The following is a 14498-nucleotide window of genomic DNA, read 5'->3' as shown; positions in this document are numbered from 1 at the left end:
CGACCGGCGCGGTCGAGGACCGAGGCCATGGCTACCCGGCCGCCGGTATCCGTGGACGCGGTCCCCGGCCGACGACCCCCGCGGTCCGCTCGGCACAACCACCCCCCAACCACTCCTCAGGAGAGACGCAGTGAAGACGACCAAACCCAGAGCCGGGCAGGCCGCTGCCCTGCTCACCTCGCTCGCACTCACCGCAGCCGGCGCGACCATCGCCGCCGCTCCCGCCCACGCCACCGCGAGTGCCTCGACCACCCTGGTGGTCAGCGCGAACCAGCCCTTCCGCCCGGTGACATATGTGGCCAGCGGCTCGCTGTACGGCCTGGCGGACGCGACGACGCCATCGGACAGCCTGGCCCAGGCCATCAAGCCGAACACCTTCGTCCAGAAGCCCCAGGGCGGCAAGCAGCAGCCGACGGGTGACATCCTGACCGTCGCCCCGAAGGCGGCCAGGGCCGGCGCGAAGGTCGTGAACCGGCTGTCCGACGTCTACGCGGGCTGGCCCTACCAGTTCAGCTGGAGCAACTGGTTCAGCCTGGTCGACCAGCAGATCGCGCAAACCAAGGCGTCGGGCATCACCAACCTGGCCGCCTACGAGCTGTGGAACGAGTCGGACAACACCTGGAACTCGTCCAACGGCACGTACGAGGACTTCTGGACCAGGACCTACCGTGAGGTGCGGGCCAAGGACCCGACGACCCCGATCCAGGGGCCGAGCTTCTCGGACAACATCAGCGACATGGACAACTTCCTGAGGAACGCGGTCGCGACCAACACCGTCCCGGACATCATCGCCTGGCACGAACTGACCAGGGCCTCGAAGATCGCCGGTGACGTCGCCACGGTCGTCAACCTCGAGAAGAAGTACGGCATCACCCCGCGCCCGATCGCCATCGAGGAGTACGCCTCGCCGTCCGAGGTCGGCATCCCCGGCGCCCTCGTCAGTTACATCGCCAAGTTCGAGCGGCTGGGCGTCCACGACGCCGAGCTGGCGTTCTGGAACCAGTCCGGCACGCTCGGCGACCTGCTCACCGGCCGGGGCGGCTCGCCCAACGGCGCCTACTGGCTCTACAAGTGGTACGCCGACATGAGCGGCAACATGGTGACGACCACCCCGCCCGCGCAGACCGGCATCGACGGCGCCGCGGCGATGAACAGCGCGGGCAACCAGCTCAGCGTCATCTTCGGAGGCAGCTCCGGCGACAGCGCCGTGGTGATCAACGGGCTCGGCTCCTTCGGCGGCACCGCCCACGTGAAGCTGGAGTACACCCCCTCCCCCGGCCGTACGGTGGCCGTCTCCGGGCCCTCCACGCTGAGCGAGTCGAACTACACCGTGAGCAACGGCTCCATCACCGTGCCCGTCTCGGCGATGAACTCCACCTACGGCTACCACCTGGTCGTCACCCCGGGAAGCGGCAGCGGCAACCCCGGTACCTCCCTGGCCGGCACCTACCAGATCAAGAACGTGAACAGCGGCCTCGCCCTGGACACGCAGAACTCCGGCACCGCCCAGGGCACCCTGGTCGACCAGGCCACTCCCTCATCCGGCAACACCCAGACCTGGACCCTCGCCGACAGCGGCTCCGGCCTCTACAAGATCGTCAACAGGGCCAGCGGGCTGGTCCTCGGCATCACCAACATGAGCACCAGCAACGGCGGGACCGCCCTGATCTGGGGCGACAGCGGCACCGCCGACCACCTGTGGTCGTTCATCTCGGACGGGAACGGCCACTACAAGATCCGCAACTACAACAGCGGTCTGCTGCTCGGCGTCAACGGCATGAGCAAGTCCTCCGGCGCCCAGGTCCTCCAGTGGGAAGACAACGGCACCGCCGACCACCTCTGGACTCTCACGGCGCGTTAGGGCCCGTACGGAGCTGAGATCACGCGGTTGCGCATTCAGCTCCGTCGGAGCCGCCGACGCCGGTAGATCACCTCGTCGTGGCGCGTGGTGACCCACTGATGACGAGTGGTCCGGGATCGAGCCCCACCTGCCCCTGGGCGAGCGGGGCCCGATCCCGGACCTGCGACGGCAGTGCCTCACCCCTCCGGCGACGAGCACGGCGTGGACGGCACGGACACCGTGGCCGTCTGGCGCAGCAGCTGCTCGATGAGCCGCTCCTTGGCCAGGGCGAGGTGGCGCCGGTACGTGCCGTAGGGCACCCCCAGCCGTCGGGCGGCCGCCTTATGGGTGCGCGAAGCCGAGATGTACGTGGCGGTGAGAGCCTCGTGGGCCTTGACGCCTGCAGGATCGACCTGCAGCGCGTCGAGAGCGGTCGTGATCGCGCTGCGCAGGTCCGCAACGGGGTCGGCCGAACCCTGCCGCACGAGGCGCGAGTGCAACAGGACGCTGGTCGCGAACTCCCGGGGAGCGCGCCACGTGCGCAGCGCTTCCACCACGCCCTCCTCGAACGCGGCGCGCGGCAGGTCGTCGCCGAGCTCGTCAGCCGAGCCACCGGCGGACGGAACTCCGGCCAGCGCGGCTACAGGCGCGTACAGCCCGGCATTGGCGAGGTAGCGCCTCCACCGCTGGGCGTCCTCGAAGACGGTGAAGGTGATCGCGCGTCCGCGGGTCCTCATCTCGTCCGCGATGGTGCGCCGGCTGATCAGGTCCATGGGGGGCGAGGGCCGCTGGTGCCAGCCGGGCTGCACCGCGAAGCGGCGGATGGCCAGGTGCTCGCCCTGTCCCAGGGGAGCGGCCGCCTCCACGTAATCCCAGAGCGCCGCGATCACCGGGTCCGCGGCCCGGTCCTCGGGCAGCGGTGCCTCCAGTCGCAGGATGGCCATGAACGCGACGGGCGCGGAGGAGCCCGCGTAGCGGTAGACGCGGAAGGCCCGCGGCTGGCGGTGCAGCCTGATGAGGTCGTCGACCACACCACCACCGAGGTGACCGCGGCGGTTTCGGAGCCGGTCGACGTCGTGCTCAACCTCGCGCCGGTCGACCCGGCGCAGCTGGCCGCGCTGGTCACCCTGGTCCGTCCGGGCGGTGTCGTCGTGAACACGACGGTGTGGATGCCCGCGCCCGGCGACGAGGAGCGCGGTGTGCGCGGCGTCGACGTCTTCGTCCGCACCGACACCGAACAGCTGTCGCGGCTGGTGGCGCTGGTCGACCGCGGCGAGCTGCGCGTCGACGTCGCCCAGCGGGTGCCGCTGGCCGAGCTGCCGGCAGTCCACGCCCAGGCCGCCACGGGCGCACTGTCCGGCAAGGTCATCGGCCTTCCGCCCGCCGCCTGACGCCCTCGACACCAGGTCCAGCAACAACAGCCCACTTCCTGCGGCGGGTGCTCCCAGCTGATGCCGGGAGCGGCCTCTACATGCGGGTCCGCGCGTACGCATGCAGTGCGTCGCGGACGAACGTCGCCCCCGCGGTGTCGTCGTACATGGCGGCGAAGCGGGGGTCGTCGACGTACATGTCCCCCAGGCATTTCACCATCTCGATCGAGCGCTCCCGGTCGCCCTCGGCCGTGGGGGTACCCGGGATCTGGCTCAGCCACCGGACGTGCCGGGCAGCCAGTGACTGCGCGTGTTCCGATGTCGGAGACACCCCGGCCTTCACGGCGGCGACCCATGCGGCGACGAGGTCTTCGGCGGCCTGCTTCCAGGCCCGCTGCTGGTCAAGGGTCTTGCCGTGCCACCAGGCGTTGCTCACTTGGAACGCGCGCTCGCCCCAGCGTGAGATCACCTCGTCCTTGTAGCGGTCGTTGAACCCCGCCACCATGACGTCCATCCGCGGTTCCACCCCCGCCTGCAAGGCCTCGAGCGTGTGACGCACAGACCGGATCTGCCGTTCGATGCGGTCCCGTTCCTCTTCCAGTGCGGCGATGTGGGCGCGGAGCCCGTCACACGTGTCCACCTCGTCGGCCAGGACCTCGGCGATGGCCGACAATCCCATGCCAAGCTGGCGCATGAGCAGGATCCGCTGTAGCCGGGCGACCGCGGAGGGGTTGTAGTAGCGGTACCCGTTCGCGCCGACCCGGGACGGGGTCAGGAGCCCGACGCGGTCGTAGTGACGCAGGGTGCGGCTGGTGATGCCTGCTCTCGTCGCGAGTTCCTGGATCGTCCACTCCATCGCTCCAGTGTCACCCGCGGCGGAGCGTGGCGGCGATGACCTCCGAGCTCCCGGCGTGCAGGGCCTGCGCCGCCGTCTGCCCGGTCGCCGCCAGGTAGGTGTCGACCAGCCGGTTGCCCGCGGCGTACCCGGCGCCCATGGGCAGTCCCACCGGGGTGAGGCCGAAGCGCTCGGCGCTGGGGTCGCCGTGCACCCAGGCAGTGAAGTTCTGCATACCTGTCACGTCGAGCCCGGTGAGCACCTTGCCGAAGATCTCGTCGTCGTGCAGGTGCGGCACGCCGATGCGGGTGGGGCCGAGCTCGTCGCCGTAGAGCTGGCGGGCGAAGGCGTCGGCCAGGCCCTCGGAGACGATGTGCTCGCCGACCGTGACGGTCATCGGGTCCCACACAACCCCGCCCGGGCCGAACCGCAGATTGTGGTGGAGTTCGTGCACGGCGGTGGCCTCCAGCCGCTCCACGTTCTCTGGGAAGGGCCAGAACGTGATCACGATGTGGCCCGAGATGCCGCCGAACCCGGTCACTCCTCGGCAGGGACCCATGAAGTGCTCGTCACCCGGATCGCCGAGCACGAACAGCACGGTGATGTCCGGGGACGCCAGCCCCGGCGTCGCCTCCAGCAGTACGGCGAGAGCGTCGTCGAGGGCGCGTCGCATCCGCTCCCAGGCTCCGGCCGCAGCCAGGGTCTCGAGCGCCTCGAGGCAACGCTCCTCGTAGCGGTCGACGGGGAACCCGGACGCTTCGAGGTGCATGGCCACCAGGTCGACCTCGCCGGGGTGGTAGCGGTACATGCCCCTGGTCGGCTCCAGCATCGAACGCAACAGGTCGACGCGGTCAGCGACCGGGGCCAGCAGGATCCGCCTCATGGCGGAGTAGGTGTCGAGAACAGTGATCGACATGGCCCCGATGCTAGAAGTTGACGCAGCGTCAACGTCAAACCAGCGGCGCTCTTCGTCGAAGTACGGCCGGCACGCCGTCACCCAGTCCCGTCATGACCGGCGGTTCGCCGCTGCGATGGCCCCCCGCCGTCAACGCCCCGGCACCCCGGCCGCCGAAGGGCCGGGGTGCCGGGCTCCCCCGGGAGGCGGAAGGGGCCCATCCGCTCCTCACCATCCCGAGGAGGAGGCGAACTCGCGGTAGCGGCCGGAGTGGAAGAGCAGCGGCTCCCCTCCTGACCGCTGGTGGTGCTCCACCTCGCCGACGAAGATGTGGTGATCGCCGCCGGCGTGGACGGTCACCGTACGGCAGGAGAAGGTGGCCAGGGTTCCGGCGAGCATGGGCAGCCCGGTGGGGGTGGCGAGCACGTCCACCCCGGCGAACTTGTCCGGCGCCGGCGTCGCGAACCGCCGCGACAGCTCGTCCTGGCCGGCGGCCAGGATGTTGACCGCGAAACGCCCCGCGCGAAGGAAGACGGGCGCGCTGGGAGCGCGGTCCGACAGGCACCACAGCACCAGCGGCGGATCGAGCGAGACCGAGCTGAAGGAGTTCACCGTCACCCCTGCCCGCTCCCCGTTCGGGGTCGCGGTGGTGACGACCGCGACCCCGGTGGCGAACTGCCCCAACGCCTCGCGCAGCGATCTCATGACGCGACCCGGTCGAGGTAGGCCTGGGCCTTGTCGGCGTCCATGAACCACTCGGCGTAGTCGGCGGGGTCGTCGAAGCCGTTGACGAAGCGGGAGGCGATCTCCGGCACCTGGCCGGCTGCGCCCAGAAGCGCCAGGTGGTGCGGTTCTGCCGGGGCCAGCAGCGCGTTGGTCCAGCGGGTGACGTGCTGGGCCTGCGCCCAGAAGCGATCGAAGGTCTGCCGCATCCAGGCCGCGTCGAACGGCTGCTCGCCGCGCTCCAGGATGGCCTGGAGGTAGGTGGCGGCGCACTTGGCGGCGTTGTTGCTGCCCTGCCCGGTGATCGGGTCGTTGAGCACCACCACGTCGGCGACCCCGAGCACCGGTGCGCCCGACGGCAGGACGGCGACCGGGCGGCGCACGGTGGGGCTGAAGCGCCCGGTCAGCACCCCGTTGGCGTCGGTGAGCTCGATCCCGGAGCAGCGTTCCGCCTCCCAGGGGAAGAAGCTCTCCAGGATCCGGCGGCTGCGCGCCAGGTGCTCGGCGGGGCCGCGCACATCGCCCCAGCAGTCCATCGGCCCGCCCGGCACACCTTCGAACACCATGATCTCGCACGGGCCGCTGTGCGTCAGAGCGGGAAAGACGAAGTACTCGCCGACGCCGGGCAGCAGGTTGAAGCTGACCGCGGAGTGCTCGGGCCGGGGGGTGAGGCCGTTGACGTAGGTGACCGCCAGCGCCCGCTGCGGGGTGCTGTACGTCGAGCGCGCCGCGTCCCGCTCGAACAGCGAGGCGATCTCCCCCTTCCCCGCGGCGACCAGGATCAGGTCGTGCTGGGCCGCGTAGGTCTCCAGATCCTCCGGAGTGGCGTCGTGGATGACGAGCTTGCCGCCGAGCCGCTCGACCTCGTCCAGCCAGGCCGGCATCTTCACCCGCTGGTCGACCGAGAGGGCGGGAGTCCTCAGCCGGGCCGCCCAGCCGAGAGCCTTGCCACCCGCGGGGCTCGGGACGGATAACTCGATGCCCTCGATGGGCGGGCAGACGTCCGCCCACCAGTCCAGGCCGAGCGCGCGCTCGTGTGCCCGGGCGGTGCCGAACATGCACTGGCCCGACATCACCCGGCCGTCGCGAATCGATTCCGGGGTGCGGTTGGAGACCACGGTGACGTCGTAGCCGTTCTGCAGCAGGCCGATGGCCAGGTGCAGACCCGCCTGACCGGCACCGACGACGAGGATTCTGCGCATGAGGGTGTTTCCTTTCGCTGAAAAGTTGCGGTTTCAGCGAAACTACGGCCGAAGCGGCCCGGTGATCCATCCGCTCAGCGCGGGTTCCGTCCATCTGGCGCGGGATCCGCCTCAGCCGCGTCTCAGGGTCTCGGACGGGTGCCGGCCGTACTTCTGGCGATAGAGCGCGGCGAACCGGCCCTGGTGGAGGAAGCCCCAGCGGGCGGCGACGCTCGTGACGGTGTAGCGGGCCGGATCCCCGGCGGCGAGCTCCTCGTGCACCTTGGTCAGCCGTACCTCCCTGAGCTGCGCCATCGGCGTGCGGCCCACGTGGACGCGGAAGCCCTCCTGGAGCGAGCGGCCGCTGACCGCCACGGCCCGCGCGACGTCCTCGGTGCTGATCGGGAGGTGGGCGTGCTGCTCGATGAACTCCAGCGCCCGGCGCACCACCTTGGGAAGCACGGGCGGCCGAGGCGCCGCCAGCCGGTCCCGGTAGTTGGAGGGCTGCATCGTGAGCAGGGAGGTGAGCAGCGCGTTCTCCAGGTGGGCGACGGCCAGCGGCTGCGCGGTCAGCCCGTCGTCGTGCTCGGCCTCGCGGACGATCAGGTCGGCCATCGCCCGCCAGGCGCGCGTCCACCCCGCGGTCAGGTCCACGCCCAGGTCGAAGACGACCGGCCGGTCGAGCGGCTCACCGAGCATCTGCTCCAGCGAGCGTTCGACCGCCGTGCGCTCGAACTTCACGATCAGCTTGGGGGTGCCCGCGGCCCACCGCATGTCGAGATGCTGCGTCGGAGAGGGGAGGGCGGCCGTCGTCGGAGTCGAGACGATCTCCTGGCTCCCGCTGCGGATCAGGCTGCGCCCGGCCAGCGGGATCATCACCAGGAAGAAGGTGCCGAGGTCGCCGGGTTCGATCCGGACATCGGCCCCGTAGTCGAGGTAGCTGATCCGGACCGAGCCGAGCCCGACGGAGTTGAACCGGGCCGACAGCAGGGACGCCGCACCGGTCAGGTCCAGCCGATGCGGGCAGAAGATCCTCGCCACCTCCTCACGGACCTCGTCGAGGTCGGTGCTGGCGAAGACGGGTCTGTTGCCGAGCAGCACTTCCATCGCTCTCCCCCACTCCGACGATCTCTCAATCGGATAATCGCGGGAGGCTTCTCGGCGTTCCATGCAAATGACGCGTTCCGCGGGAAATTCCTATTGAGACCAGGCGGCGTACGTATTTGTTCGCGGTTCTCCGTAAACCGCCCCGGCGTCGGTGGAGACCATTGATTCCAGCGGGTTCGCTGGGGTGGCGTTGAGCGATGGAGGAGTTCAGGCGGGTGGTGGTGAACCACTCGGCGCACCTCGAGATCTTGTCCGAGGTGCGGTTCGTGCTGGTCGACCACGTCGGCACGCGACAGACCGGCTTGCGGGCGATGCCGGGCACGGCCACGCCCCAGTCGCTACGCGAACGCGACGTGGCCGTGCCTTACATCGCCGGGCTGACCAGTCCTGTCTGATAAGCGATGACGACCAGTTGCGCACGGTCGCGCGCACCCAGTTTCGCCATCGCACGGCTGACGTGGGTGCGCGCGGTGGCCGGGCTGAGAAACAACTCGGCGCCGATCTCGTGGTTGCTCAGTCCCCGCCCCACCAGGGCCAGCACTTCGCGCTCGCGCTCGGTCAGCACCGCGAGCCGGTCCTCCCCGGCGCGAGCGGCTGTTCGTAGCGCGGTGAACTGGCCGATGAGGCGTCGGGTGATCCGCGGCGCGAGCAGCGCGTCTCCGGCGGCGACCACCCGGATGGCGTGCAGGAGCTCGGCCGGCCCGGCGTCCTTGAGCAGGAAGCCGCTCGCGCCGGCTTGCAACGCGTCGAAGACGTACTCGTCGGTGTCGTAGGTGGTGAGGATGAGGACTCGGACCTGCTCCAACCCGTGCGTCTCGGCGATCCGGGCGGTGGCTTGAATCCCGTCCAGCTTGGGCATGCGGATGTCCATGACGACGACGTCGGGGCGGGCGGCGCGGGCCCGTTCGACGGCTTCGGCACCGTTGGTGGCTTCCCCCACCACCGTGATGTCGTCCTCGAGGTCGAGCAGGACCTTGAACCCGGATCGCACGAGACCCTCGTCATCGGCGAGCAGCACCTTGATCTGGGCGTTGGTCGACGGTGAGGCGGCCGCCGCGTTCATAAGCGCGGCCCGGTCGGCGCGAGGGGCAGTCGTGCCTTGACTTCGAACCCGCCACCCGGAAGCGGCCCGGCGTCGAGTTCTCCGCCCAGCAGCCGGCAGCGCTCGCGCATGCCGACGATGCCGCGGCCGGGCTTGGCCGAGCCTCCGGTGCCGCTCGGATGCCGGGCCGGTAGGCGCGGATCCGCGGAGTCATGACCGGGGGCGGCGCGGCGGCCCTCATCGGTTACGCGGATCTCCAAGGCCTCGACCCCGGGGTTCAGCGCTACCGTCACCCGGGTCGGACCGACGTGGCGGACCACGTTGGTGATCGATTCCTGAACGATTCGGTAGGCGGCACTGCCCACCGCGCTGGGCAACGGCGCCGCGGGCGAGGCATCCTCGACCTTGAGGTCGAGTCCCGCCTCGCGTGCCTTGGCGGCCAGTTCGTCGATCTGCCCCAGCCCGGGGTACGGCACCCGCCCCTCGTTGTCGTCACCGTCGTCGTGACGGAGTACCCCGAGGACGGCCCGCATCTCCTGCAGCGCCCGGGAACTGGTCTGCTCGATGGCGCGCAGCGCCTCGCGCGCCACTTCCGGCCGTTTGTCGAGCACATGCGCGGTGACACCGGACTGGACGTTGATGATCGCTATGGCGTGCGCGACGGTGTCGTGGACCTCGCGCGCGATCCGGAGCCGTTCGGCGTCCACACGCGCCCGCGCTTCCTCCTCGCGAGTCCGTTCAGCCAACTCAGCGCGCTCCTGGGCCTCGGCCGCGATGACCTGTCGGGACCGGACGGACTCGCCAAGGGCCGCGCTCATGACCGACGCGCCGATCCGGAAGAACACCCAGCCGATGGCCGCGCGTGGCTCGATGTCGGCCGCAGCGACCAGCCAGCCGATGGCGAGCACCGAGGTGCCCACGCCGGCGATCACCAGCGACCGGCGCCCGTCCCCGTAGGCGGCGAGGGTGTACAGGGCGACGAAGAGCCCGAGCCAGCCGGGCCCGTCCGGGAAGTCGAGGCCGTAGTACACGAAGCTGGCGAGCGCGGCCGTGACGAACACCGGCACCGGCCACCGGCGGCGGACGGCGACGACCACGCCACTCACGATCAGCAGGACATATCCCAGGTTTCCGAAGTCGGTAAGGGGACGCTGTACCACCTCGCCGGCATTGCGGACTATCGTGCCCTGAACCTGCATCACGGTGATGAACAGCGCGAGCAACACGTCCTGCGCCGGCACCGGCAGGCGCAACGACACCACGCGGCGTTCCATGCCGCGATCCTACGGTTCCCTGTGTGCGGGACAGCTCCGCCCAGACGCGCGACCGCCCTACCGCCGGGAGCGTACCTGGGTGCGAGTCGTCTACGCAGAACTGCGTAGACACTGCCGTCCGCTGTCGGAGGCCCCGGCCGCCTCGACGGCGCGACGATCGATTCCGTGACACCCCTCCCCGGCGGTCTGCACCGGCGCCTCAGCCGGCATAGGCCGAGTCACCGTCCTGCACACGCTGCGGGCGCCCGTCATCCGACCGAGAGGATCCTCAATGTCCGTCCTGTTTGTGCTTGCCGTACAGGCGGCCTCGCCGGTCTGTACGACGCCGGCAGAATGTGCGGGCCAGGGTGTCGATACTTTCCTCGGGACCCCTGAGCGAATCTGGGCCAGTGTGGCCGCACTGGTGGCGCTGGGCGGCGTGGTCATCGGCTGGCTGGCGCTGCGCTCCGTCCGTCGTATCGACAACGGCGGGAGGAGGGAAGCTATCGTGGCCCTGGTGGCGGGGCTGACCGGCGGGCTCAACGGCGCTGTGAAACTGGCTGTCGCCGACGGTGGTCTCGGCACCGGCAACGGAGTGTTCGGGGCGGCCATGGCCCTGGTGCTTGGGCTGGCCGGTGCGGTCCTCGGCGGGCTGGCTCTGGCCTGCTCACGCCGCATGCAGCTGAGCGGCTGACCGCCGCGAATACAAGCGCGCGATCAAGGCCCCTGATGACCGTACACACCTCGGTCGTCGCACGGCGGCCGCTTCTCGTGATCTTGTGCGCAGTACGGCTGCCCCTACTAAGCACGCGCTGCGACGACTGTTGACCGATGGCAGCATCGACTCGGCTTTCATTTCCGGCACGCAGGACCGAACGACATCACGCGCCTTTCCACAGGACCGTTCCGCGGAGGGGCACGAAGGTCGTCCTCGCCCCCTGTCAATGCGATTTCGTGTAACCCCTCCCAGGCGCTCGGCACCGGCACCTCGACCGGCATGGGCGATTCACCGCGCTGCACACGCCGCCGACGCCCGTCATCCAACCGAAAGGATCCTCATGTCCCTCCGTCACCTGCCGGCCACCGCCGCAGCCGCACTGCTTGGAATCGTGGGGCTCGCCACACCGGCAGCCGCGCACGTTCTGGTCCAGCCCGTCGGTGCTTACACCTTGACCGCCGGGCGTCTCTGGTCCCTGGTGGCCGCGCTGGTGGGGCTGGCCGGCGTCGTCATCGGCGGGCTGGCTCTGGCCCGCTCCGCCGGTCGTATCGGCACCGGCACCGGGAGAAGAGGGGCCATCGTGGCCCTGGCTGCGGGGCTGTCCTGCACGGTCATCGGCGGGCTGGTCGTGGCCGCCGCCGACGGTGGTCCCGGCACCGGCTACGGAATAGTCGGGGGCTACGTGGACCTGGTGGTCGGGCTGATCGCCATGGTCCTCGGTGGGCTGGCTCTGGCCCGCTCCCGCCGCACCGCCTGACCCGGCGCCGGGCCAGTGCCCGTGTCGTTCTCCAACGGCCCGCCTGGTTCGTGCTTGATCCTGGACGTGCCGCATAAGGAGGTCTGCCGTAGCAGGCGCGCAGCGCACCCTTCTCAGCGACGAGTGAGGGTCGACCCCACGGAATCAGCGCCAGAGTGAGTATCGAAAGGCCGTCGCACAGCCCGTCTGGGTGCGACTGGATGTTTCAATCGTCATGCGGCGATCCCCGAGGACGCCGAGGTGCCGCGCATCGGTCCATACGGCTCGCGAAGTCGGCGAGGTAGTCCAACCGCCAGCGGCTGACGGTCTTCGCTCCGGGCCAGACACCCTCGGCGGCCGCCGGACCCTGGTCGTCGCACCACCAGTTGCGGTGGGTTGTCGACGGGTACTTCCAACGCTCCTCAGGCGGCGGTGCGGCGGTGAACCCACCCGTCAGACCTTCGAGGGCGGAGTGTGTGCTCTGAACGACGATGGACATCGGGCGCGCGTCCCTCGGAGAGTAGCGGAACCGAAGCGCAGCGCCTTCGTCGACGCCTGTCGGGAAGGGACCGCCCAGGCGGTTGTCGACGACGAACCGCGTCGTGTCCGACGCGCCGTACCCCACCGGTTTCGAGATCACCCACTCGACGACGCCGTAGGCCTCGACGACGTCGGCTGTGGTGGTGAGGCGATCGAAGATGGTCTTGCGGCCGTCCCAGACGGGGACGTACCGGCCGCCCCAGCCAGGGTGTCCGGGGTTGCCGTCTCCGTTGAGATGCCACGTCACAGATGGGGTGTCTCCCATCTTGACGCCGCTGAGTAGACCGGCGAAGAAGCTGCCGAGAGCTCCATGTCCGTCCACGTGCTTCTCGACGAAAGTGGTGTTGCTCCACTCGCCGGTCTGGTCGCCGCCGGTGAAGAATCCGCGGTAGGTCGAGTTCGACTCGATCATCCAAAGGTCGGGGTGGTGTGTCTCGATGTAGTCGTAGGCGTTGACGGACCACAACTTGTTCGGGCCGCCGATGAAGTACACCCGCAGCTTGGGCAGGATGTCAGGAGCGTCGTGCAGTGCCTGGGCCAGGTCGTCGATACCACCCCAGACCAGCACGTTCAGGGGGCGGGGATCACGCCTGCGCGCGCAGCGGGTGATCCATTGCGAGCCCTCGGTCGATGTGCCCACCCCACTGGGGCCGGCCGATTCGAGCGCTCCCTGCTTGCTCAGTGACCGCAGCGCTTCGGGCCTGGGGTAGTGGGGCGACCACGTCCGGAGGTTGCCGAAGTCGCTGTCGTAGAGATCGATCACCCGCAGGATGTCCGCCTTGCGTCCCGCGCCGAACGGCGAGGAGACGATGCCCTCCAAATCGAAGCGATCGGCAGCGACCAGAAGGTGGACCATGGACTGAAAGTCGTCGGGATCGGTCCCCCCGATGTCGGTGGACACCAGCAATCGGGGGCGCCCGGGGCCACGAGACGGTCGCAGGCCCTCCTGGGCAGCGCCCGCATGAGCCGGGCCTGCCATGCCCAGGAGGCCGGCCGAGGTGACCGCGGCCCCGTACAGGAGCCGGCGCCGAGTAATACTCACATAACCTCCGAATTAGCGTCTGATCGATTCACCGCAGAGTGAGTTCAAGGCCGCAAGGCATGCCACGAGAACCGTTGACCGATTCCGGCCGAGCCTCGGAGAACCTGAACGCCGCGTACCCAAGCGCCGCCCTCATTGCGGCTCCAGCGGAGCCCCCGCTCCGCTGGTATTCCGCCGTCTTACGTCAGGAGCCGATCGCGAAGTCCTTCACCTTGCCGGCGTTGTCCTTGTTGACCAGTACGCAGTCGACGGACTGCTTCTCCGGCTGACCGGCGCTCCCGGTCTTGATGTACTTGTCGGCCTGGTCGACCGCCATCTGTGCGATCTGGCTGGCCGGCTGCAGCACGGTGGCCTTGACGCCGTCCTTGAGAATGGAGTCGACCACGTCGGGGCTGCCGTCGAACCCGACGACGATGACGTCGGTCTTCTCGGCGGCCTTGAGCGCGGCGTACGCACCGAGCGCCATGGTGTCGTTGCCCGCGATGATCCCCTTGATATCGGGGTGGGCCTGCAGGATCGTCTGCGTGATGTTGAGCGCGGTCGTCTGGTCCCAGTTGGCCGCCTGCTGCGCGACCATCTTCATGCCGCTGTACTGGTCGAGGATGCTGTGGTAGCCCTGCGACCGGACGCCCGCGTTGGTGTCGGTGGGCTTACCGGTGAGCTCGGCGTACTTGCCGCTGTTGTTCATCAGCTTGGCGAACTCCTGGCCGCCGAGGGCCGCACCCTGCGCGTTGTTGGCGACGATCTGCGCGACGGCCACACCGGTCTTGTTGATCTCCCGGTCGATCAGAAAGCTGGGGATGCCGGCGTCCTTGGCCTTCTGGATCGCCGCCACGGACGCGTCCGCGCCGGCGTTGTCGAGGATGATGGCGGCCGCCTTGCGGGAGATCGCCGTGTCGATCTCCTGGCTCTGCTTGGTCGGATCGTCGTCGTGGCTGAGGACCAGCGTCTCGTACCCGAGCTTCTTGGCTTCAGCCGCCGCCGCGTCCTGCTCCGCCTTGAAGAACACGTTGTCCGGAGACGGCGTGATGATGACGATGAGCTTGGATCCGGCGGCGCCCGAACTGGAGCTGGGAGCGCCGGATGCGCTCGAGTCGCCCTTCGAACTGCCGCAGCCCGTGAGAGCCAGCAGTGCGACGGCGGCCAACGCGGCCACCGCGCGCCGTGGTGGTGCAGATAAAGGTGTCATCCCGTCGACTTCCCTTCGGATGGATAT

Annotated in this window: 15 protein-coding genes; 5 read left to right on the top strand and 10 right to left on the bottom strand. The window is 69.5% G+C overall.

Annotation, left to right across the window (positions count from 1 at the left end; genetic code table 11):
• Positions 1 to 130 precede the first annotated feature (130 nt).
• On the top strand, positions 131 to 1861 hold the full coding sequence (locus QSK36_RS40795; protein WP_285786122.1) for an RICIN domain-containing protein: 1731 nt from the start codon (positions 131 to 133) through the stop codon (positions 1859 to 1861).
• Positions 1862 to 2037: 176 nt separating this feature from the next.
• Here QSK36_RS40795 and QSK36_RS40790 read toward each other — a convergent pair whose 3' ends face one another.
• Positions 2038 to 2871: a hypothetical protein gene (locus QSK36_RS40790; protein ID WP_285786121.1), complete on the bottom strand. Its 834-nt coding sequence runs from the start codon at positions 2869 to 2871 to the stop codon at positions 2038 to 2040.
• Here QSK36_RS40790 and QSK36_RS40785 point away from each other — a divergent pair.
• Positions 2845 to 3231, top strand: coding sequence for a zinc-binding dehydrogenase (locus tag QSK36_RS40785; protein ID WP_285786120.1), 387 nt, complete (start codon positions 2845 to 2847; stop codon positions 3229 to 3231). The two genes, QSK36_RS40790 and QSK36_RS40785, sit on opposite strands and share 27 nt — an antisense overlap.
• A 76-nt stretch (positions 3232 to 3307) precedes the next feature.
• Here QSK36_RS40785 and QSK36_RS40780 read toward each other — a convergent pair whose 3' ends face one another.
• The 5 genes from QSK36_RS40780 to QSK36_RS40760 all read right to left on the bottom strand — a co-directional run bounded on the left by QSK36_RS40780 (position 3308) and on the right by QSK36_RS40760 (position 7951).
• On the bottom strand, positions 3308 to 4066 hold the full coding sequence (locus QSK36_RS40780; protein ID WP_285786119.1) for a MerR family transcriptional regulator: 759 nt from the start codon (positions 4064 to 4066) through the stop codon (positions 3308 to 3310).
• A 10-nt stretch (positions 4067 to 4076) separates the two neighbouring features.
• A complete protein-coding gene (locus QSK36_RS40775; RefSeq protein ID WP_285786118.1) occupies positions 4077 to 4961 on the bottom strand; it encodes a DUF2268 domain-containing putative Zn-dependent protease in 885 nt (294 codons plus the stop codon).
• Positions 4962 to 5168: 207 nt separating this feature from the next.
• On the bottom strand, positions 5169 to 5645 hold the full coding sequence (locus QSK36_RS40770) for a flavin reductase family protein (protein ID WP_183541898.1): 477 nt from the start codon (positions 5643 to 5645) through the stop codon (positions 5169 to 5171).
• Positions 5642 to 6865, bottom strand: a complete 1224-nt coding sequence (locus QSK36_RS40765; RefSeq protein WP_285786117.1) for a styrene monooxygenase/indole monooxygenase family protein — start codon at positions 6863 to 6865, stop codon at positions 5642 to 5644. The genes QSK36_RS40770 and QSK36_RS40765 overlap by 4 nt, the downstream gene beginning before the upstream one ends.
• Before the next feature lie 111 nt (positions 6866 to 6976).
• Positions 6977 to 7951, bottom strand: a complete 975-nt coding sequence (locus tag QSK36_RS40760) for an AraC family transcriptional regulator (RefSeq protein WP_182903979.1) — start codon at positions 7949 to 7951, stop codon at positions 6977 to 6979.
• A gap of 197 nt (positions 7952 to 8148) precedes the next feature.
• Between QSK36_RS40760 and QSK36_RS40755 the strand changes: the two genes are divergently transcribed.
• Positions 8149 to 8346: a hypothetical protein gene (locus QSK36_RS40755; RefSeq protein WP_183541892.1), complete on the top strand. Its 198-nt coding sequence runs from the start codon at positions 8149 to 8151 to the stop codon at positions 8344 to 8346.
• Here the strand turns inward: QSK36_RS40755 and QSK36_RS40750 are convergent.
• The gene (locus QSK36_RS40750) at positions 8316 to 9014 is read right to left on the bottom strand and encodes a response regulator (protein ID WP_285786116.1); all 699 of its coding nucleotides are present in this window, start codon (positions 9012 to 9014) and stop codon (positions 8316 to 8318) included. The two genes, QSK36_RS40755 and QSK36_RS40750, sit on opposite strands and share 31 nt — an antisense overlap.
• Positions 9011 to 10267, bottom strand: coding sequence for a sensor histidine kinase (locus QSK36_RS40745; RefSeq protein ID WP_285786115.1), 1257 nt, complete (start codon positions 10265 to 10267; stop codon positions 9011 to 9013). Before QSK36_RS40745 ends, QSK36_RS40750 begins: the two co-directional genes overlap by 4 nt.
• Before the next feature lie 271 nt (positions 10268 to 10538).
• On the opposite strand from QSK36_RS40745, the gene QSK36_RS40740 reads away from it, so the two are divergent.
• Both QSK36_RS40740 and QSK36_RS40735 read left to right on the top strand, forming a co-directional pair.
• The gene (locus QSK36_RS40740) at positions 10539 to 10940 is read left to right on the top strand and encodes a DUF6223 family protein (RefSeq protein WP_285786114.1); all 402 of its coding nucleotides are present in this window, start codon (positions 10539 to 10541) and stop codon (positions 10938 to 10940) included.
• A gap of 364 nt (positions 10941 to 11304) precedes the next feature.
• The gene (locus QSK36_RS40735) at positions 11305 to 11721 is read left to right on the top strand and encodes a DUF6223 family protein (RefSeq protein WP_285786113.1); all 417 of its coding nucleotides are present in this window, start codon (positions 11305 to 11307) and stop codon (positions 11719 to 11721) included.
• 205 nt (positions 11722 to 11926) lie between these two features.
• On the opposite strand, the gene QSK36_RS40730 is transcribed toward QSK36_RS40735, so the two are convergent.
• Positions 11927 to 13141 (bottom strand): DUF1593 domain-containing protein, encoded by a 1215-nt coding sequence (locus tag QSK36_RS40730; RefSeq protein ID WP_285786112.1) that lies wholly within the window; start codon positions 13139 to 13141, stop codon positions 11927 to 11929.
• Positions 13142 to 13466: 325 nt separating this feature from the next.
• Positions 13467 to 14438, bottom strand: coding sequence for a D-ribose ABC transporter substrate-binding protein (locus QSK36_RS40725; RefSeq protein WP_285786111.1), 972 nt, complete (start codon positions 14436 to 14438; stop codon positions 13467 to 13469).
• Between the last annotated feature and the right edge of the window lie 60 nt (positions 14439 to 14498).

Origin of the sequence: Microbispora sp. NBRC 16548 (assembly GCF_030268985.1) — a bacterium.
GTDB lineage: Bacteria > Actinomycetota > Actinomycetes > Streptosporangiales > Streptosporangiaceae > Microbispora > Microbispora catharanthi.
The sequence above is the reverse complement of the archived record's forward strand: the minus strand, read 5'-3'. Positions and strand labels throughout refer to the sequence as shown.

What these genes read in the sequence shown, in the direction of transcription:
- QSK36_RS40745 (WP_285786115.1), bottom strand. Translation starts at nt 10,267, where the DNA reads ATGGAACGCCGCGTGGTGTCGTTGCGCCTGCCGGTGCCGGCGCAGGAC.
- QSK36_RS40775 (WP_285786118.1), bottom strand. Translation starts at nt 4,961, where the DNA reads ATGTCGATCACTGTTCTCGACACCTACTCCGCCATGAGGCGGATCCTG.
- QSK36_RS40755 (WP_183541892.1), top strand. Translation starts at nt 8,149, where the DNA reads ATGGAGGAGTTCAGGCGGGTGGTGGTGAACCACTCGGCGCACCTCGAG.
- QSK36_RS40750 (WP_285786116.1), bottom strand. Translation starts at nt 9,014, where the DNA reads ATGAACGCGGCGGCCGCCTCACCGTCGACCAACGCCCAGATCAAGGTG.
- QSK36_RS40760 (WP_182903979.1), bottom strand. Translation starts at nt 7,951, where the DNA reads ATGGAAGTGCTGCTCGGCAACAGACCCGTCTTCGCCAGCACCGACCTC.
- QSK36_RS40740 (WP_285786114.1), top strand. Translation starts at nt 10,539, where the DNA reads ATGTCCGTCCTGTTTGTGCTTGCCGTACAGGCGGCCTCGCCGGTCTGT.
- QSK36_RS40780 (WP_285786119.1), bottom strand. Translation starts at nt 4,066, where the DNA reads ATGGAGTGGACGATCCAGGAACTCGCGACGAGAGCAGGCATCACCAGC.
- QSK36_RS40770 (WP_183541898.1), bottom strand. Translation starts at nt 5,645, where the DNA reads ATGAGATCGCTGCGCGAGGCGTTGGGGCAGTTCGCCACCGGGGTCGCG.
- QSK36_RS40735 (WP_285786113.1), top strand. Translation starts at nt 11,305, where the DNA reads ATGTCCCTCCGTCACCTGCCGGCCACCGCCGCAGCCGCACTGCTTGGA.
- QSK36_RS40765 (WP_285786117.1), bottom strand. Translation starts at nt 6,865, where the DNA reads ATGCGCAGAATCCTCGTCGTCGGTGCCGGTCAGGCGGGTCTGCACCTG.